This window comes from Vibrio sp. B181a (assembly GCF_030248375.1).
Taxonomy (GTDB): Bacteria; Pseudomonadota; Gammaproteobacteria; order Enterobacterales; family Vibrionaceae; genus Vibrio; species Vibrio campbellii.
On the sequence record NZ_JAHGAD010000045.1, the window covers coordinates 187447 to 207077 of the forward strand.

Annotated in this window: 15 protein-coding genes; 2 read left to right on the forward strand and 13 right to left on the reverse strand. The window is 45.5% G+C overall.

Annotated features, from left to right (window positions below):
* Window positions 1-20: 20 nt before the first annotated feature.
* Complete coding sequence (gene tssM / locus KIO97_RS19935; protein WP_285383781.1) at window positions 21-3410, forward strand: type VI secretion system membrane subunit TssM; 3390 nt, start codon at window positions 21-23, stop codon at window positions 3408-3410.
* Window positions 3411-3442: 32 nt separating this feature from the next.
* Window positions 3443-3895: an Lrp/AsnC family transcriptional regulator gene (locus KIO97_RS19940; protein ID WP_005427005.1), complete on the forward strand. Its 453-nt coding sequence runs from the start codon at window positions 3443-3445 to the stop codon at window positions 3893-3895.
* A 100-nt stretch (window positions 3896-3995) separates the two neighbouring features.
* On the opposite strand, the gene tssG is transcribed toward KIO97_RS19940, so the two are convergent.
* The 13 genes from tssG to KIO97_RS20005 all read right to left on the reverse strand — a co-directional run bounded on the left by tssG (window position 3996) and on the right by KIO97_RS20005 (window position 19520).
* A complete protein-coding gene (tssG, locus tag KIO97_RS19945) occupies window positions 3996-4994 on the reverse strand; it encodes a type VI secretion system baseplate subunit TssG (RefSeq protein ID WP_038892734.1) in 999 nt (332 codons plus the stop codon).
* On the reverse strand, window positions 4991-6739 hold the full coding sequence (gene tssF / locus KIO97_RS19950) for a type VI secretion system baseplate subunit TssF (protein WP_005426835.1): 1749 nt from the start codon (window positions 6737-6739) through the stop codon (window positions 4991-4993). The genes tssG and tssF overlap by 4 nt, the downstream gene beginning before the upstream one ends.
* 10 nt (window positions 6740-6749) lie before the next feature.
* Window positions 6750-7160, reverse strand: coding sequence for a type VI secretion system baseplate subunit TssE (gene tssE / locus KIO97_RS19955; protein ID WP_005532467.1), 411 nt, complete (start codon window positions 7158-7160; stop codon window positions 6750-6752).
* A 61-nt stretch (window positions 7161-7221) separates the two neighbouring features.
* Window positions 7222-8697, reverse strand: coding sequence for a type VI secretion system contractile sheath large subunit (tssC, locus tag KIO97_RS19960; RefSeq protein ID WP_045372234.1), 1476 nt, complete (start codon window positions 8695-8697; stop codon window positions 7222-7224).
* Between the two features lie 8 nt (window positions 8698-8705).
* Window positions 8706-9212, reverse strand: a complete 507-nt coding sequence (tssB, locus tag KIO97_RS19965; protein ID WP_045377053.1) for a type VI secretion system contractile sheath small subunit — start codon at window positions 9210-9212, stop codon at window positions 8706-8708.
* Window positions 9213-9238: 26 nt separating this feature from the next.
* Entirely contained in the window at window positions 9239-10840 is a 1602-nt protein-coding gene (gene tssA / locus KIO97_RS19970) for a type VI secretion system protein TssA (protein WP_285383782.1), read from the reverse strand.
* Window positions 10840-12843, reverse strand: a complete 2004-nt coding sequence (locus KIO97_RS19975) for a protein kinase (protein ID WP_285383783.1) — start codon at window positions 12841-12843, stop codon at window positions 10840-10842. The genes tssA and KIO97_RS19975 overlap by 1 nt, the downstream gene beginning before the upstream one ends.
* Before the next feature lie 235 nt (window positions 12844-13078).
* Window positions 13079-14023: a hypothetical protein gene (locus KIO97_RS19980; protein ID WP_285383784.1), complete on the reverse strand. Its 945-nt coding sequence runs from the start codon at window positions 14021-14023 to the stop codon at window positions 13079-13081.
* On the reverse strand, window positions 14016-15008 hold the full coding sequence (locus KIO97_RS19985; RefSeq protein WP_005426927.1) for a DUF2169 domain-containing protein: 993 nt from the start codon (window positions 15006-15008) through the stop codon (window positions 14016-14018). The genes KIO97_RS19980 and KIO97_RS19985 overlap by 8 nt, the downstream gene beginning before the upstream one ends.
* Complete coding sequence (locus KIO97_RS19990) at window positions 14989-16308, reverse strand: hypothetical protein (RefSeq protein WP_285383785.1); 1320 nt, start codon at window positions 16306-16308, stop codon at window positions 14989-14991. The genes KIO97_RS19985 and KIO97_RS19990 overlap by 20 nt, the downstream gene beginning before the upstream one ends.
* A gap of 57 nt (window positions 16309-16365) precedes the next feature.
* Window positions 16366-16851: a hypothetical protein gene (locus KIO97_RS19995; RefSeq protein ID WP_285383786.1), complete on the reverse strand. Its 486-nt coding sequence runs from the start codon at window positions 16849-16851 to the stop codon at window positions 16366-16368.
* On the reverse strand, window positions 16851-18929 hold the full coding sequence (tssI, locus tag KIO97_RS20000; protein ID WP_005426734.1) for a type VI secretion system tip protein VgrG: 2079 nt from the start codon (window positions 18927-18929) through the stop codon (window positions 16851-16853). The genes KIO97_RS19995 and tssI overlap by 1 nt, the downstream gene beginning before the upstream one ends.
* 72 nt (window positions 18930-19001) lie before the next feature.
* Window positions 19002-19520 carry an Hcp family type VI secretion system effector gene (locus tag KIO97_RS20005; protein ID WP_005426983.1) on the reverse strand — a complete coding sequence of 173 codons (519 nt, stop codon included), beginning with the start codon at window positions 19518-19520 and terminating at the stop codon, window positions 19002-19004.
* Between the last annotated feature and the right edge of the window lie 111 nt (window positions 19521-19631).

Sequence of the window (19631 nt, forward strand, 5' to 3'; positions counted from 1 at the left end):
AGTACAGAAATTATAGGCTTATGTTCAAACAAAAAATACTAAGAAACCCGATCGTGGTTTCTACCATAGTGGCTTTGCTATTAGCCGCGATATTTGCAGCAGTGTATTTATTCTTACTTGAAGATGCAGATAAGCTATATCTATGGATTGGCCTTGGCGTCATTTCTGCGTTTTATCTTATATTCCAGTTGTCACTATGGTTTAAGAAAAAGAACAACTCGAAAGCTCAACGTTTGGAAACCGAGGAAGAAGCCCTTTCTATGGTTATCCGCCCTCTTCTTTCTCATTCAGGGAAGAAACCAATCTATCTAATGATTGGTAATAAAGGGTCTGGCCGACGTCAATTTTTGTTTAATTCAAGCGCAATTAAACCAATGGATCGTTCTCGCACTGCAAAAAACGATTTCTTTGAATGGTATGAATCTGACGGTGCGGTTTATGTAAAACCAGACCAACGCCTCGTATTCCAAGAAGTATCCAGTAGCGATGCTTCATTGTGGAACACGTTTGTTGATGAAGTTATTCGTCACCGTCCAAGAAAACCGTTTTCTGGCTGTTTATTTTTTACTGACTTTGAGTTCATGATCGTCTCAGAACCAGAGCAAAAAGATTACACCATTACCGCACTATTGCAGCGCCTAAGCTCTATTAGCGAAAAAACATCATCGGCACTACCGGTTTATTTGATGATGTCTAAGCTTGATAAGTTGGACGGTTTCAAGGAGTACGTACATTTCAGTTCTCTGAAAACTCGTGTGGAATTCCTTTCTATTCCTCTTAAAGAAGCGAAAGGCGTCATCACTGAGTACTACCGAGATGGTTATCGTAATCTGGTGAAAGTACTGGAAAGCAATGCTCTGGACGCTTCTGCAAATTCGACGGACATCGATGAAAAACAAGCTATTCTGTCCTTCCCGAAACAGTTCGAGCTTTGCCAAGCAGAAATCAGTTACGTCCTTGAGCGTCTTTGCGATGCGAACAGCGGTGCTTACTCGCTCGACATTCGTGAGATCTTCTTCTGCTCTAGCTTACAAGGTGGTCGTAAGTACAACCTGTTAGCAAAAAGCTGCAGCAATTACTTTAATTTGCCGATCATTGCTTCAGAGCACACACAGCTGACAGAAACGCCTTACTTCTCTCGCTTCCTGATTGACTCTCAGATTTTGCCTGAGAGCGACTTTGCGGGTGAAAACAAAACGTATTTACGCTTAATCCAACGTCAAAGTCATTTGGCCATGTTAGCGTCTGTTATCTTGTTAGCTGGCGGTACCTACTTCTTTGTTACCACACTAGACAGTAACTTGCGTGTGATTAACCAATTGCTTGGTATTGATGACAACGGTCAGGTTGAACAAGAAGCAAGCTTCAATCAGCTTCTCGTAAACGCCACTCGCGCTATTCAACCTTCGTACAGTGCATGGTTAGAAGGCTCTCGAGCTCTAGATGAAGAAGTACTTCCGCTGAACATTAGCCGCCTGGACCAAAGCACACGCCTGGCTTACGAAGCACTGCTTAAAGAAGTGGCACAACAGCTTATGCCCGTTGTTGAGAGAGGCTACCGTCTAGAGTTGACGCACAACCAACATGACGTTGCCGCGACACTGCCATTGCTAAAAGGCTACTTGATGCTGAACGATCGCTCAAAGCGTGACATTCAGTTCCTACGTCGCCAGACCTTGCAAACCCTTAATGATTTGAGCGATAAGCCGGATGTAGTAAACCAGGCAATGCGCTATTTAGACGCTTATTTCCGTACTCAGTTTGCGCCTGTTGATATCAATATGGACATTGTTCGTGCCACTCGCCGTTCATTACTGGCGAACTCTAACGTCGACCTTGTTTATGCGGGTATTTTGAATCAAGCCGATGCTATCGACCTTGGCACGCTAGATCTTCAACGCGCCGTTGGCTTTGAGTTCAACAACGTGTTTAACGAGCCGCTAGACGACAACCGCTTAGTGATTGACAAAGTCTACACGTCCACTGGCTTTAGTACTTTCTATCGCCCTCGTGTGGACCTGATGTCACAGCAAGTTATTAGTGACAACTGGGTTCTTGGCTTGTCTAATCACGTGATCCCTACGAAACAAGAGCAGGATGCGTTTAAGACGCAGGTACGTAAGAAATACACCGATGACTACATCAACTACTGGCGTAATGCACTGAGTGAACTGAAAGTACAGCACTACAGCAATGTGGGCGACTTAACGAATGCAATCGACCTGATTTCCGGTCCGTCTTCTCCAATGACCACTGTATTAAAACAAGTGTACGCGAACACCCAGTTTTCTCCGGTTGGTGAAAAGAATGCATTAATTGCCAATGTAAACCCTAAGCTAGCGGAAGTTGCAGATGCGGCCTCAGAAGCAGTAGAAGAAGCCGTACAGCCAGATTACTTACTGATGAAGCGTGTTGAGCAAGCCTTCCACTTGTTAAACCAACTTCAAGTCAGTGAGACACCTAACTCCCCTACTCCATGGGATGAAACCATTGCAGCATTAAGCCGTGTTCGTACTTACATGAAAGACATCGCTGATGCGCCAGATCCACAAATGGCCGCACTTGCAGCAGCGCAACACCGCATGAACAGTACAGAAGCGGATCCGCTTATCAAACTGAAGCAGATCGCGCAGAAGTCTCCAGAGCCAGTGCGTAGCTGGTTACTTGATGTGGTACAGCAAAGCTGGTCAGTGATGATTGCTGAGTCAGCAAAAGGCATTCAAACCCAATGGTACAGCGAGATTTACACCAAGTTTAAAGAGCTAGGGCTTGGTAAATACCCATTTGATCTGAACGCGACAGAAGAGATTTCAATTGAAGACTTCGAGCTGTTGTTCGCATCAGGTGGTTTGTTAGATACGTTTATTCAGAAGAACTTCGCACCGTTCTACGATACAAACTTGTGGACACCAAAGCAGGTGGATGGCGAGACAATGCCTCTTTCGCCTGCCCTATTGGTGCAATTGCGCAATTACAACGTTATCCGCGATACGTTGATCAACAAGAGCACAAACCGAGTTTATATCCCGTTCAGCGCGAAAGTATTAGACCTTGATTCCAGTGCTATCCGAGCCACTCTGAAAATTTCAGACACGGATATCAACTACTATCATGGTCCGAGCCGAATTCGTGAGATGGAGTGGCCGCCGCAGAACGGTGACTTCAACATTAGTATCACGATCCAAGATGTGACAGACGAGGGCAAGCAGCACGTTCTTAATAAGAGTGGTCAGTGGGCGATATACAGATTGCTAGGTGATTCGACCCTGACAAACACTCATAACGGTAGCTTCGTCAGTGACATAAAAGTGTCTGGGAGGGACTTAAGCCTTCGTATCACTCCTTTGACACAGAAAAACCCATTCACTCTTGCTGAGCTGTATAACTTTACACTCCCTGAGTCGATTTAATAACAATATAAAAACCAGAATAGGCAGAACACATGATTTCGAACATGACTTTACAAGGCTTAGACAAGTTAGACCGCAAAATACTATCCAGTCTGTTATCTAACGGACGAGAGTCGATTGCGAATCTATCACGAAATATCGGTTTGTCTCGTACTGCTGTTGCAGAAAGAATTAATAGGTTGGAAAAGACAGGGATCATCAAGGGCTACACTGCTCAGATCCGTGTTGAAAATGAGGGTCGCAAAGCTGCCAGCTATCTGCTGATCTCTTGTGAAAAGGGCAAGAAAAATGAAGTAACGAACGCCCTTAAAGAGATTCCAGAGGTACGACTGACCAGCGTTGTGGGGGGTAGCTTCGACATTATTGCTCTCATCGAAGCACCTGACCTACAGTCTATTCACCACCTATGTAATGAAATTGAATCTTTTAGCGGAATTCAGAAACTCGACACAACGGTGGTACTCCACCAACCAATCAGTCGATAAGTTTTTTTAGGTTCCCGCCGAACATTCTTTTCAGACTAAAAAGCCGCGAGTCAATCGCGGCTTTTTTGTATCTCAATTTTTGTACTCTTGGCAGCCAAAGCTAGATGCTACCAATCACACGTATCTTGGCATCTTTCTCACCTGGGCTACCAAGCCAAAAGGTTTGACCCAGCTGATTCCCTTCCCCATTACCCAGCTGGTTCTCTGGGATGGAATCGAGATTCACCGTTAGCTTAAGGTCCCAAGACATCGGGTCACGTAGAATAAAACGCATCAATCCCACCAGCGTCTTGTGCAGCTCGCCATCGTAGGAAAATTGCCTAAACGTCTCAAAATCAATGTTGTCGATGCACAAGTTAAACTTGCCGTTCAAATCCGCAATACTTTGCCCCAAATGTAAGGTCTGCCCTAATACACAGTTGGCACGGTTAAGCTTGTTGCGTTGGCTTTCTGCAATGTCTACTCGTCGATACACCCACTCTTCGATTCGTACACTCGGTAGCGAGAAGTAATGGGAAACAATACCGGAAATCAGCTTAGGAGAGCGTGTACGGGTAGACAGCTGGTTAACATAAGAGAGGATCTTTGCTCGGTCTAACTCCGCGACATCGCAATCTTGCATGACGTCAGACAGACCTGCCAAATGCAGGATCCGCCCTGAGAACGCGTCACTTGCACCGCTTTGGTACTGCACGTGATAACGGTATTTCTTCCAAACACGGTACAGCAAGCTAGTGTAACGATTGTGGAAGAAGTCAAAGAAGTCTTTTACCGGGTTATCATCTGGATCACGTCCAGCAAGCTTCTCGGTATAAGACGCTGGCAATGGCGAACTTGAGCCATGTAAACCTAAAAAGTTCGTCTCGACGCGCGAATACTGTTGCCCATTTCTTTCCATGTGAGTGATAAATTCCATATCACTCTTTGGAAAAGCCAGACTCGGCGAGACACTAAACTCTATGCGCTCTTGGTGGAAGTACTTGTTCTCACCAACCGCGACAAAGTTAGAATTTGGCTCTAGCTGGTAGTGCTTCTCAAGCAACAATACCGCTTGATAGAAGCTGAACTCATACGACTTGTCAGTAAGTGTTGTAATCATAGAATCGTCTGCTGCCCAATCAGGCTTGCCCAGTTGTACACTTCACCTGTCGCTTCATCAAACACCTCCAATTCAGTAAAGGAGTTCACACTCGAATACAAACGGATGAATTCATTGAGTACGGTTGCCATCAGGAACATATCGCCTTCATTTACGAAGAACTTCGAATTGGTCACCAGCTTAAATTGGTTACCACGTACAGATACGCCACGGAACACGCGGTCAATCGGTTTCATCTCAGACGAAACAATACCATCGAGTCGGTGAATCGACGCGCGGTGAGCTTGTCTGTCGACACGAGAGTGGAAGTCGTATGTCGAGAGCAGCACTTTCAACACATCAATGTTCGCCAGTGACAAATAGTTAAGTGACATATTGGCGATCAGCTGCCACTGAAGCTCGCCGTTCACCTGTGGGCTGACCGATTGTGTCGGCTTGGTGATGTTTTTAAATGTCGCATACGTCGGCGATTTGTGGGTCGCGTAAGTAATGTCGCCCACTGAAAGGCGCTCAGCCAGATCGGCGTTGCTGCATTGCAGTTTCATCAGTACGGTTTCTGTGCCTAAATCCGCAATATCACCATTATGCGTATGGAACGAGATATAGCGCTCTAACCCTCTTCCGCTTACTCGCTCGCCGACTTTTGATTTGTAGAACTCTCGCTTATCACGCTGGTTAATTTGGTGCTCAAACGATTCGAATTCGATTAATGGTTTACGGCGACGCTCGTCTTTGCTCCAACTCTCCACCTGCTCAATTCCGTACACTTCATAGTGTTCTTGAGTATTGCTTTGAGGGCGCACTTTGTATTCGTTTCGACGGTGCTCCAAACGAATTGGATCGCCATCTTTTTCAAATAAGTTCACAGCAGGCGTGCAATGTAGCCTTAAGTGTTTATCTTTAAGTACCACTTCTGAAGGCAATGCGCGCTTAAAGTAGAATTTCACTTTCACCGTACTGCGCTGAGGAATGCCTTTTAACCACTCTAAGCCTTTAATGTCGAAGAACATGAACTTGTCTGGCAAAGAGAAAAACTCTTGCAGCAAGCGGTAACCTGCAAATGAGTTTTTGCTATAAGGCAGCAGTGCTTCGTCTTCTTCATGCCCTACCGGCTTAACATATTCTGGCCCCAAGCGATGTTTGTAGCCGCCACCGACATCCAGCTCCACGTAATCCAAGTAACGGAACAGCCAGAGGAAAACCGTGCGGGTAATATGAATCTCACCATGCAAGTGCAAACGCAACGTATCTAAACCAATTCGAGACAGCTCTAGACCATGCTCCGTCGACAAGGTTACATCAATCGCTGAACTGGTGCGGCTGTTGGTTTGTTCAATATTGGTTATCGTGATTGGGTATAGGTCCACATCGTAGCAAGTGCGGAAAAGGCATTGCGTGCCCTCGACTTGCTCACTGGCCATTTCTGCACCACGTTTTACCACCGTTTTCTCAGTAACACTTCCGGTATGCGGTTTTAGCTCACTGATGCACAAAGACGGAATTGAACGCATGTAATGCGGCCACAGCAAAGTCATCAGAGATTGCGTCAGTTCTGGCAGTTCGTCGTCGATCTTCTCTCGAATACGCCCAGTCAGAAAAGCGAAACCTTCCAGCAGTCGCTCGACGTCTGGGTCGAAGGTTCCTTCAGAGAGAAAGTGAGTTAACTTCGGATGATATTTGGCAAACTCACTACCCGACTCGCGCAAATACGTGAGTTCATCTTGAAAGTATTTACTGTTACTCAAGTGGCACCTACTAAACGTTAAATTGGCCGTCGGTTCCCATGTAGACATCGATCGACATTGGGACTTTACCGCCGTTATGGGAAACTTCGCCGCGAATACCAAAGCCGAGTTGTAATGGGTTATGGTGGTCTTCACGGTAATGAACCTCGACATTCAGCAGCCGCGGTTCAAAGCGTTCTATGGTTGATGTGATGTTTTGTTGAATGTGACGAACGAGGTTCGTGTTATTGGAAAGCACGTCGTTAAAATCTGGCAGGCCATATTCATTGTCGATCATTGCATTACCAGAGTGGGTATTCAGCAAGTCAGCGAGGTGAGAGTGTATGGATTCGATCAAATGCTTATGAGACACCACTTTCTCGTAGCAATTTTTTGGCTCACCCAGCTCAATTCGCTCTAAAAGACGATAACCTTTTTCCATGTTTGGTCCTACGAAAAAAGCAGCCAGTCTTCACTGGCTGCTTGATGGTTTCAGTAATGGGTTACTGGTCTAGTTTACCCACTAGAGACAAGTCGAAGCTTGCGCCCATGTACTTGAAGTGAGGACGAACAGACATTGATACTTTGTACCAGCCTGGGTCGCCTTCTACGTCTGATACCTCAACCTTAGCAGCACGCAGTGGACGACGACCACGAACTTCCGCTGGCGGGTTTTCCTGGTCAGAAACGTATTGACGGATCCACTTGTTCAGTTCGATTTCTAGGTCAGAACGCTCTTTCCAAGAACCGATTTGCTCACGCTGTAGCACTTTAATGTAGTGTGCCAGACGGTTGATGATGAACATGTAAGGAAGCTGAGTACCTAGCTTGTAGTTCATCTCTGCTTGTTTGCCTTCTGGCGTGTTCGCAAACACTTTTGGTTTTTGAACAGAGTTAGCAGAGAAGAATGCCGCGTTGTCAGAACCTTTACGCATGGTTAGAGCAATAAAGCCCTCTTCTGCTAGTTCGTACTCACGACGGTCAGAAACAAGGATCTCAGTTGGGATCTTAGTTTCAATTTGACCCATTGCTTCAAAGTTGTAAACCGGCAGGTCTTGAACTGCACCACCACTTTGAGGACCAATGATGTTTGGACACCAACGGTACTTAGCAAATGACTCACTGATCTTAGAAGCCATTGCGTACGCTGAGTTACCCCATAGGTAGTTATCATGGCCATCTGTTACTTGCTCATCGTAGTCAAACGCCTTAATTGGGTTATCTTCTACTGAGTAAGGCGTACGTAGCATAAAGCGAGACGTACATAGACCTAGGTAACGTGCATCTTCGTGTTCACGTAGACCGCGCCACTTAGTATATTGTGGGCCTTCGAATACTGACTTAAGGTCTTTCAGGTTTGGTAGCTCTTCGTAGCTATCTAGACCAAAGAACTTAGCCGAAGCAGACGTGATGAAAGGTGCGTGAGACATTGCACCCACGTTCGCCATGTATTCCATCAACTTAATATCTGGAGAAGACGCTGACATCGCGAAATCACAGATAACAGCACCAACTGGTTTACCACCAAATTGACCGTATTCACGTGTGTAGATCTGTTTGTAAAGACCAGACTTCACCACTTCTGGAGCGTCTTCGAAGTCATCAAGTACTTCATCTTTCTTCGCAGAAATCAGTTCAATTTGAATGTTCTCACGGAAGTCAGTGTGATCAACAAGGTACTTAAGACCACGCCACGTTGACTCAATCGCTTGAACCTCTTCGTTGTGAAGAATCGCATCAACTTGCTTAGACAGTTTTTGATCGATTTCAGAGATCATTAGGTCAACCAAAGATTGGTCTACTTTCTCTGTGTTCGAGCTGCTTAGTAGCTCACTGATGAACGCCTCTACGCCGCGTTTTGCAACGTCAAAACCTTCATCACTTGGCTTTAAACGAGTTTCGTTAAGAATGCTATCCAGAAGTGAGCCTGATTCAACTAAGGCTGCTTCTTGTTCTGGAGCTTGTGCTTCTGCAGACATGATATCCCTTACTCTTCTTTCGCTTCTTGGTCGTTGCCAATGCTTAGTTCATCCAACAGTTTCTTTCTCGCTTCTTCGTCTTGAAGAACCGATGCGATCTTCTTACGGAACGCAGGAACGTTACCTAGAGGGCCTTTCAGTGCAACCAACGCTTCGCGAAGCTCAAGCAAGCTGTTTAGCTCAGGTACGCTTTTCGCGATCGCTTCAGGAGAGAAGTCCTTCATGTTTTGGAACGTTAGATCAACACCGATTTGGCCGCCTTCTTCGTCAGAAAGACGGTTTTCAACGTTCACTTTAACGTTTGGAGACATGCCTTCTAGCACTTCGTTAAAGTTGTCTTTGTCGATATTGATTGGAGTACGTTCTTCGATAGGCGTCTCATCTGCACGTGCAGTAAAGTCACCAACCACCATCATGCTCAGCGGCAGTTCTACGTCGTCTTGCGTATCACCAGTTGCTGGAACATAACGGATATTAATTCGCTCTTTAGGAGCCACCGAGCCGTCACGTGACATAATTAGTTCCTTATTTAACTCTTTAATTAGTCATAAATTGCTTGCCACTCTTCATACTTCTCAGGCAAAAGATCCTTACTTCTGAATAACTGATGGAGTGTTTTTCGAATCAGGTCTTCTAACTGTGACGATAAGTGGGGTTCCCAGCTCGCGAGATTAAACGCTTTTTGTACTTCCCAACCCTTCTCAAGATAAGGCAGACACAATGGGTATAATCCAACAGACTGGTAAGCTGCTATCAATTGTAAATACAGCATAAACTGTCCACGTCCCGAGCTATCCAGCTCGAGTTTGCGGGCAAGTTCTGCGGCATATTCCCCTAGGTTTTCTAGAGTGATATCCTCCATCGGCAGCGAATCTTCTTCAGAGATCACAACTGTTTGCACTACAGGTTGAGAAGTTGAAGAAGTTGCATCTTGAGTCGATAACCAGCTCAAGGTTGCTTCATCTGCAAATGGTATAGAATTCTTAAATGAGAGGTGTTCAATGCCCTCTAATGAATCAACAAAACGTTTCACTTCTTGCTTTACAGCGATTGCCGCATCATCAAAGCCCAAGTTATTGAGCATCGAGAACACGAAGTGATGCCCCGTCAGCCAGAATGGTGCGTCGGTTAATGTACGTTCCAAGCGTTTGATCGTGTCGATGTCGCTTTCTTGATTAGCTTTGTCACGATAGTCCGCCTGTTGATCCGAAGACACCGCCAAGCTCAATGGCGTTTCGTTGTTTTGATGATCAGGAAGACCATCAATGTCATCCCAAGTCAGATGACGATAAATTCGGTATGCCAAAGGGTCACTAGGGTTAGCGTGAATCATCACTTCTGCGACTTTCTTAAGCGTACGTTTCGATGCCGTCGGTGATGAGAAGTCCGTATCAACGTCGACTTCTTGTGTGACGGCCTTCTTGACTGGAGCTGGCTTCGGAGCTGGCGACAGAGGCTTAACTGGTGCGCTTTGAGCCTCTTCAGGCTTTGGCGAATCAACAGCAGTATTCGTTTGCTCAGTTTGAGTCGTGCTTACCGGTACAGAAGGCGCTTGTTCAGGTTGAACTTCACTTGCAGAACCGTCATCGCTCTGGCCATCGACAGCAGCTTGCTGAGATAACATATTGAGCTGAGTGCGGATCTCAAAAAAGTCTGCTTCTGAATCTTGATAAACGTCGTCGTACTGACGCTGCACTTCTTCGATAGTAGAAATACAACTTGAAACCAACGCCCAAGACTGCGGGCTTTCCGCTAACTTACTGCTTACCAGTTTAAACTGATGGTTAAGCCATTCGACCGCGCCATCTCTACCACGCTTACGCGAAGGGTAAAGCTCACCACCAAACTGACTTAACGCATGACTAAGCAGCTTTAAGCCTTGTTCGAAACCTTGTAGGCCAAACTCTTCCGTTAGTGCTCGAATCAAGTAACAGATCGCTTTTAAATCTTTACTGTGCTGCTCTAAGACTTCTGTTGCGTGCGTTTTAACGACCGTCCAATCTACCGTTTCACCAAATAATGAGCCGAACTTCTTCACTTCGGATTCCATCATTTCGTAGCAAAACTCGTAGCGCGCGTCTTCACCTACTGGAGCAGTATCAGAAATTGGCGTAAGCAAACGTTCGATATCAATCACTGACATTAGCCTCTCCCCTCTGCTTGGTAGTCTCTTAACGCTCGTTCAACCGCTATGGCACCGCGTGCAGGACGAGAAAGTTGATGGCTTTTATCGATGGAGTCCGTTGCCATGCTCTCAAGCAAGTCGGTGATTTCACCAAACTTCTTAGGTGCATTTCGCTCAAGATCGGTAAGGGAATCGTGCAGTTTCTGTTTATCAAAGACGGATTGCTCAGTGACCGTGCTAAATAGGATGTATTCGCTACGAGCGACAATCAGATCTTTGACTTTTTTGGTTAGTTCTGGAGTATTACCAAAGTACGCCTTCGCCGCTTTCGCCTCTTCGATGGCTTTGGTGTAGTAATGATCCTTTGCATGCAGCTCAATAGAGTCATTGATGTTCTTCATGACCTTGTTTGGCAACACTTGGCTGTAGAAATACGCCTCAGATTGGTTTAGTAACCAAGCGGCTTTCATTTCTTTGTCAGCAAGCTGCACTTCACCATCAAGGATCAAGCTGGCAATTTGCTCTTCTTTACTTCCTGCGATGGCAGAAATTTTCATCGAGTCGACCGACGCCACATTCAAACCCGCCATCACTTTAGTCAGCGTTTTATCGGCATAAGGGAATAGCGCGCCATCATCGACAAGTTTCTCGCGCAATGTGACTAGCTCTTTACGTAGATCGACCAACGTTTTTGGCAAGTCATCGGCCAAGGCTTGATAAGCCGTCAATTCACCTTGGTTCTTTTTGTACAGCTTAGACAGCTTCATTTGCTGAACTTGGAATGCTTCCCGATATGGCGCCGTTGACATCACGTCTTTTTCCATATCATTGAGCGCCTGTTCAATTGCCCAAGGAGGTTGAGCCAAGAAAGAAGCCGTTTGTGCAGGCTTAATAGTGCTAACCAGCGGCGTACCCGCTTGTGAAATCGTTGGTTCCGATTTTACGATTGTTTTCCACTCTGGTTGATTTTGCTCGTACAGATAGTGGCCTGTCACTGCCATCACACTTAATACCAAGCTTGCTTCAAGCACTTTAAAACGACCGTAACCGCCTTTGTCTTGAGGCTTACAATGCGTCAGTAATAAATCAGCATTACGCAGACTACTAAAAATAGGCGCATTCGATTGAGAATCGATAGATTGAGTATCAATGCGGGCAAGTTGCTGAGCAAAAGAAATAGCGGTATAGCCATGCCCTCTTGGATTATTAATTACTTGCTTGAGCAGCTTCCAAATATGATTTGGAATCAGTGCTGGACGCTTACGATCTTTTAGTTGCTTGTGCCAAGCATCACCAAAAATAGAACCAATAAATAAATGGCCCGTCAGTAGTGCAAGTGAATAAACATCGTCTTGTGGTTCGGTCGTGCCAGTCTCTAGATAAAGTGGCGACGCGTAACTTAAACTCGCTTCGGCGTGAGATTCAGCCTCACCGATATAGCGCGCTGCACCAAAGTCAATCAGCTTGACGTAATCGCCTTCGCTAACCAGGACATTCGATGGTTTGATATCAAGATGACAAATACCTCGAGTGTGCATAAATTCAAGCGCACCAGCGAGTTGGTAAACTAACCAAGCAATGTGATCGTGACGGAAGCCTTTAGAGGAATGACGCTCCATCTTTTCTGCCAGTGATTCACCTTGGATCCACTCGTACATTAAGTATGGACGTTCAAATTCGTTACCGATTTTAATGAAATCCGCAACGCTTGGATGTTGAGAAAGCTCTAATCTGCTTGCCTCATTGACCAACATTTTGCTGGCAATATCTGGCGCGTCCTCATTGACGACTTTACAGCAGATTTGCTTATCAGGTTGGCCTTTTTTGGCGAGATGGTAAACGGTTGTTCTACCATTTTTCGACGGCAAGGTGTCTAGTACATCAAATTGTGAAAAAAGTACGTACTCAAGCTTTGGCTTATTTTTCTGCGCCAACCTTTGCTCGTTATGTTTCTTTTTCTCAATGGCTTTGACAACCAATTGATCAATATATCCTTTGGCCGCTCCCTGCTTATCAGACACTTTGCACTCTTTTATCGAACAAATATTATTAGGCCGAAATAATATTGGTTGAAACATCCTTGTTTCAAGGCTGGTATTTAAAACGAACAGTAAGTCTATTACTTTAGTTATTATTACTAAGTTATTAGACTCTTTGACTTACGCTTTCACTACATCAGTCATGCTGTTTTCTCGTATTAAAAACAAAGTCATTATTATGAGAGCGTTTTCATTAATATTAACGTGCTGATTCATACTAGCATGCGAGTAATTGGAGTAGCCCTTTGTCACCATTAAAATCAAACATCAGTAACGATGAAGGTTGGTTAAAATGATGATTTTTAACTGTAAATGCCAAGAGCGCTAGTGAAGAACAACTGCCCATTGTTCCCCATAACTCATTGATAAGCATAGGCAGTTCGGGATGAGTAAAGCGCTCTGCTTTGGCACCCAGCGCGAAACCGTAATCTTCGCTGTGCGCGCGCAGGTTCGTCATGTCAGAATACACCTCACCGAAAGCATTAAGCTTTTTACTCGCGCGCTGTACAAGGCGGTACATGCCTCTACGGTCTGTCGTGTTCAGTTCAGTATCGATATAACCAAGTTGTGCTAAAGGCTTAAGCTTGAGTGTTTCTAAGGTATTTCTTCGACAAAGAATGAGGCCCGAGCCCCCTTCACTTGGAATAACCCCCCATGGATTATTAGTACTCATGACCATGCTATCGTCGATAAGTTCTTGCATCCTGTTGACCATAGAATCGACGCTAATGCACATCATGGCGTCGTATTTATCCAAGGACTTCATGGCTTGTAGCACGAAGCTAGGACCGCTTGCGTGAACTGCTTCGACCACAGAAAGAAAGTCAGAATAGTCACTTTCACCAAGCCATTCTTGCATCTTCACTAATGAAATTGTCGTAGGCACAGCAATAAGTAATGGAATCGGCTTCAAAGAACGAGGCAGCTGGGCCAAGAGCGAATCCAATAAGTTCACCGTTAACTCACAGGTTTTTTCGAACAAATCGCTTTCTTTGGTATATTCAATTTTCGCGAATGTGAAACGCTCAATTCCGTCCTCACCAACGACTTGGTCGAACCTCGCTAAGTCAGCATTTGCTACATTAGTAGCGATATCCAAGTTCATGCCTGTGGGCGTCATCACTTCCATCCCCAGCACGTAACGACCTGTAGAATTATGCATGCTCGCTCACCTCTTCCAACTTAGTGATAGACGTAGACACCAACAAATGCTCTTTTCCCTGACAAGGAAATGCAGCCGTATAACTGATTGATATGGTTTTCTTTTCAGCATCCACAAATAAGGTATACATCGCCATATCAACTTGATAGGCGCCGTCTTTGAACGTGGCAATGGCACGGTATTTCTCTTTCGGTATGCGGAATGAGAGCGTGTCATCGTGACAAAAGCCACTCATCATCAAGCGTTCACCACCATGAAGAAAGCCTTTGCATTGTTGATCTGCCGGTGCGCTTTGGAAGAAACGTCTGTCAAAATCCAGCGGTAACATTGGCTTGCGGTTCTCAATCCAATTTTCATCAAACGTACCCGCCAATTTTTGGCGAGATTCGAAGAATGGAGGAACAGGCCCAAAGCCCGCGACTCGAATATTTTTCGACGTAGAGCTCCACTCTTCTCTAGGATAGAAAATCGAAGGCACTTGCTGTTCAAGCAGCTCTTTGTTGGAGTCCGCAACACCACCACCAATTCGGTTACGCAAGTCGCCACCTATCGCGCAGGTGTAATCAATGTCCTTTTCAATGAAAGGTACAGGCTTGCTAAGTGTGATACTACCGCCATGCTCTACCCAAACCCGATCACCATGTATCGCGAGGGTTTTATCAATGTGGCCATCAATCAACACGCGGCATTCTTGGTATGTCACGGGCTTTTTCGCGTAGCTGCGCGCTTTACCGTAAACAAGTACATCCGTGTTGTCTTTGGTATAAGCGAATTCGTGGTCGACCTTCATCGCAGAGAAACCCTCTTCGCCCAAATATTGGGGATCATCGAAGATTTCGCTTTCACCTAATTCATGCCAAACCACGCCATCGAATTGCCATATGCGTTTAGCGACAACAACCCAAACTTCATCGCCGTTTTCGTCACGTTGAAAACGACCTTTAAGTGATAGCTCAGGGTGCGCTTCAATATCCCATAATTGCATTGCTATTCCTTAAATTGAATCGTTCGCTCGCAGAAGGTGCGGCCTTTAAATTATTGAAGTTCCAATCTTGCTGATGAATTGGCATCGCCATATCCCAGGGTACGTAGGCTCGGGATTGAATACAGATTTGTCGCCATAGCCAATCTCGGAACAGCACGTCAACGTTGGCATCTTGCATTGCCGCTAACGTGGATTCGAAGCTCAATGCGTATCCCAATCGGCTTGGCAGATTTTGCATGTGCTTTTCGTCTTCTAACCACTCATTAAGTAAGTCGATAACTTCTTCCCATTCATACTCAACACCAACGTCTTGTGGCATTAGTGGTAGAAGCTTCCCGTACACAACATACAAAGCTTGAATCCAAGTTTCACCGTCATCATATTCCAGAGTTTCCAAGTGCTCAATGATTTCTGGGACTAATTTCCAATCGCCACTCAGAGCAAAATCAACGGGGGCTAATGAAGAAGAGATATCGAACGCTTCAAACTCTTTTAGCTCTAGTAGCTTCGCGAAGGTCAACACTTGAGCCGAAGGTAAACCACTCTGCTCAATACCAAAGTACTGTCGGAACCAAGTGCCTCTGTCACGCTTGGTGATCAAACGTTCAAACAGATACTGCTCACCATTTGCATGGTCGTTGATCCACTCAATGCCCTCTTCCACATCCTGCAACGCTAAAAGCGGTAGCGTGATATTAGGACGTATGATTTCGGCTTTGTGCCAACGTTTAATCAGCGCAACACTCAAAGCTTGGCGCAGACGTAAGCATTCAAAGTAAAACGGACTGGATTTCGCTTTGCCCTCAATGAGCTCCGACATCACGCTATCCATGTGTTCAACTGGAGATTGCGTGACAATGACCTTGGCGGTGTGTGCGTCTAATTCTTCGAGTAAGCTCAATCCACATAAGAGATTATCGAGCTCAGAGCCAAGTTCTTTCTGTAGCATCAGCCAAGCGTAGATTTCTGGCTCTTGGCTTCTTAGCTGATGAATTAACCCCGGAGCTAATCGATAAAACGACAGATACACTTGTTTAAGCTCTTCTATTTGGCGCTCAATCAGTTTGAGGTAATCCAGATCACGACTCGGATAACCTCGTTTATGAAGTTGTACACGCTGCTTGATTAAAAAGCCGATGCTCTCAGAAGCAATAGACAGCTTTTCATTACAAAAGCTCAGCCAAGTTGGCGGCAATTGGGAAAGGTCGTTCACAGCACGCTCAGCTCTTGCTAACGCGCCTTCGACTTCTTGATTGGTTATGGGTGTCTTTAGGTGCTCGACACCGATTCTTTGTCGCATCTACTTATCCATTGTTAGCGTGCGATAACGCAATATCAGTTAGTTAACACGAGGTAACTAGTTAATCGCGATCGTTCCGCCTTGAATTTTTTGTGCTTTTTCTGCTTGAGAAGTGACGTACTTCGCTTTAGTCGTAATGCGGCCATCACGCCCGCTGTAACGAGTTTCAGTTTCACCACTTTTGAAGATCAGTTCTTGCTCCGTCTCTATGACCATCTTCTTAGCTCGCAATACAAACTCATCAGAATCATCGAGAATCGAGAAGAAAATGTCCGTCACGAGAGGCAAGCTTAAATCGTCGTTCAAGAATTCGATTCGACAACTTAATGAATTATCGATAGCCATTTGCAGTTCAGAACGGCGAAAGCCTCGTCCTAACCTTGCCGTTAGCGGTTGGTTAAATGGATTACCATCAAAATCAACGCGAACACTGCCTGTTGATTCGTTAATGGCGACTATGGTTCCAAAACGCGAAAAGCAAGCCGGTGTTTCGGCTTGCTGTTTCGTGATGGTTTCTGTAATAAGAGGTTGTTTTTCCATCATTAGTTAATCGCTACGTTACCACCCTTCACGACGACTTTATCGCTGCCTTCAATGGTGATTGAAGATCCTGAAAGCTTGATTGAACCGTCACTGTTCATCACTAAGGAAGACCCACCAGTTTTCAGCACAATCTTGTCACCACTGATGATCTGCGTTGCACCATCGGCTTTGTAAGAGGTATTGCCTTTTACTGATACGGTTAAGTTGCCACCCACCGTTTGGTTATCATCTGCACCAATGTCTGAGCTTTTCGACGCACCAACCGTTAAGTTGCTGTTCTCGCCCACATCCAAGTCATCGTTTTTGCCGATCTTGGTTGTGCGGTTATCACCAATCTCTAAATCAGAATTGTTCTTCACATACTGAGTTTCGTTGGCGTTGTAAGTAACAGTGACGTCTTGCTCTACGGTTTCAGTAAAGGTGCTGTTTACTTGGGTTGTCTTGTGGCCATCAATGGTTTCTTTGTGATCACCATGGACTTCGTTGGTTTGATGACGCGCAACTTTTAGGAACTCGTCTTGACCGATATCGCGGTAACGGTTGTTGAGTACCTTCGTCGACATGTCTTTCTGAGCGTGAATGTAGACTTCTTCTTGGTTCGCTTCGTCTTCAAAACTCAGTTCGTTGTAGCCAGTGCCTTTGTGCGTTTGGGTACGGAACGTAGTACGAGTTTTGTTCTCCGGTAACGAGTACGGAGGGAAGTGAAGACCGTTATAAACCGCGCCAGTCACTAATGGACGATCTGGGTCGCCCTCAAGAAAGGTGACAACAACTTCATGACCAATACGTGGTAAGTAAACAGCGCCCCATGTTGGAGCAGCCATAGATTGGCTTACACGGATCCAGCAGCTTGCGTGTTCATCGTTATCGCCGTAGCGATCCCAGTGGAACTGAACTTTGATTCGCCCAAGTTTATCGGTGTAAATCTCTTCACCTGCAGGGCCGACAACTACCGCCGTTTGTGGACCATCGACAACCGGAGGCGCAAGCTTAGGCGCTTTGAACACCACATCACGTGAGATACAAGAAAACTGGTTGTAATACGTGGTTGGCATACCGTTTGTTTCGTCTTCATGCACTTGCGGATCTTGGCCAGTGTGCATGACCGATAACATGATGTAATCACGGTTGATTTCAGAACGAGGGTGATCGCTAATGCTGAAGCTGTAGCCGGACGCCAGACGCATCACATCACTGCTTGCTTCGACTTGTTGATTGTCGACGATGTGCTCAGACATCCACTCTGTTGTTCTCACCTGCCCCATTGCAGGGTCAACATAACGGCCAGGGTAATCAAACTGCTTTAAATCTTGGTCAAGATCGCCCGCGTGGGTCATCTCTTGAGGGATTTTAGGCTGTTCGTAGTTGTAATCGGTGTAAGTAACTTGGCCAGTTCTCACACGGTTTACAAGCTCAAGATCTGAGATATGTTCACGATCAGCAACACCGCCACCGTCAGCATGGAAAACAATCGGACCGATGTAAGAAGCGTTAAGTGGAGAACTCACCAGTGGCGCAATCGCGTCGTTGCTATCTACAATCACCATGGTGTGATTGGCTTCGGTATGGTCAAAGTAATACCACATACCGTGCTCAGCCATCATTCGCTGAACAAACTGAAGGTCAGATTCACGATATTGCAGTACATACTCTTTTGGCGGATACGTCCCAGAGACTTCAAAGCGGTAATCCGTCACGCCCCCATCATCAAGTACTTCGGTGATAATGTCTTGCGCTGATTTTTGTTGGAATATACGACAGTCTTGACGCTGAGATAAGAACCAAGCTTGAGGCACAAGAACTAACTGGTAGCGAGAAAAGCGACGACCCGTTCCAAGGTAACGAACTTCGTTTACCACACCATTAAAAACGCGCGCAGCCCCTACCCCTTGTCCATAAAGAGTCAGCGTTCCCGCTTTGCGAATTAACGCATCAAAAGAGATATCTGGATCAAGTGAAAGTAATGAGAGACTGATGTGAAAAGGTTTCGAAAGCTCTTCATTCACTTGAAAGCTTTCTACTCGAAAGTCGTGCCCACACCCTGGCACTTCAAATTTAAATTCTACGTCATTCACCATATCTTTTACCTGATACAAATAATCGAATTAGGGCCAACAATTGTTGGCCCTGAATCTTTACGCAAAAAGCAATTATGCTTCGCGTGGAGCACGCCAGTCGTCGTTACCAGCTGTACCACAGTTTTCGTGAGTTACTTCGATTGCACGGTAAGTCAGCTTAAGAACTTCTTCTGTCACGCGGTCTGCTGTTGCAGCGTCTTGACAGTGGTTCATGCGAGTTTGGATATCTACTAGTAGTGCATCAATCAGTTTGATTGAGTAGTAGTGCTCTTGCTTACCTTGAACTGAAGTACGGTAGAAACGGATCACACACTCAGGAAGTTTTTCGCCAGATACTAGTGCGTTGAATAGTAGTGGAGAACAACGGTCTTGAACTTTAGTTACAACAAGTGGACGGTGAACACGTTGACCAGTAGGCTGACCACTTTGTGGATCACGTGGTACTGTTAGTACGTGGTCTAGTTCTTGAACTAGGAACTCATCAACGTGAGCTTCTTGCCATGTGTTACCTACAGAATCTGCAGAGTAAGTATCTTTAGTGATGTGACCTTGAGTTTCACCTTTGATAGACATATATGCTGGAGTTGGCATCGTTATTTCCTTTTTTAAATCTGTATTTGTTTAATCACCAAATCGCTTATCACCGCGACTACTTGGTATAATCAAACTCCGTGCCAACTTTTATAAACCTTACAATACAAA

Bases quoted from the DNA above. Each gene is read 5' to 3' on its own strand.
- tssG (WP_038892734.1), bottom strand. From the start codon at position 4,994: ATGATTACAACACTTACTGACAAGTCGTATGAGTTCAGCTTCTATCAA.
- tssE (WP_005532467.1), bottom strand. From the start codon at position 7,160: ATGGAAAAAGGTTATCGTCTTTTAGAGCGAATTGAGCTGGGTGAGCCA.
- KIO97_RS19940 (WP_005427005.1), top strand. From the start codon at position 3,443: ATGATTTCGAACATGACTTTACAAGGCTTAGACAAGTTAGACCGCAAA.
- KIO97_RS19990 (WP_285383785.1), bottom strand. From the start codon at position 16,308: ATGCGACAAAGAATCGGTGTCGAGCACCTAAAGACACCCATAACCAAT.
- KIO97_RS19995 (WP_285383786.1), bottom strand. From the start codon at position 16,851: ATGATGGAAAAACAACCTCTTATTACAGAAACCATCACGAAACAGCAA.
- tssI (WP_005426734.1), bottom strand. From the start codon at position 18,929: ATGGTGAATGACGTAGAATTTAAATTTGAAGTGCCAGGGTGTGGGCAC.
- tssC (WP_045372234.1), bottom strand. From the start codon at position 8,697: ATGTCTGCAGAAGCACAAGCTCCAGAACAAGAAGCAGCCTTAGTTGAA.
- tssM (WP_285383781.1), top strand. From the start codon at position 21: ATGTTCAAACAAAAAATACTAAGAAACCCGATCGTGGTTTCTACCATA.
- tssA (WP_285383782.1), bottom strand. From the start codon at position 10,840: ATGTCAGTGATTGATATCGAACGTTTGCTTACGCCAATTTCTGATACT.
- KIO97_RS20005 (WP_005426983.1), bottom strand. From the start codon at position 19,520: ATGCCAACTCCAGCATATATGTCTATCAAAGGTGAAACTCAAGGTCAC.
- KIO97_RS19980 (WP_285383784.1), bottom strand. From the start codon at position 14,023: ATGCATAATTCTACAGGTCGTTACGTGCTGGGGATGGAAGTGATGACG.
- KIO97_RS19985 (WP_005426927.1), bottom strand. From the start codon at position 15,008: ATGCAATTATGGGATATTGAAGCGCACCCTGAGCTATCACTTAAAGGT.
- tssB (WP_045377053.1), bottom strand. From the start codon at position 9,212: ATGTCACGTGACGGCTCGGTGGCTCCTAAAGAGCGAATTAATATCCGT.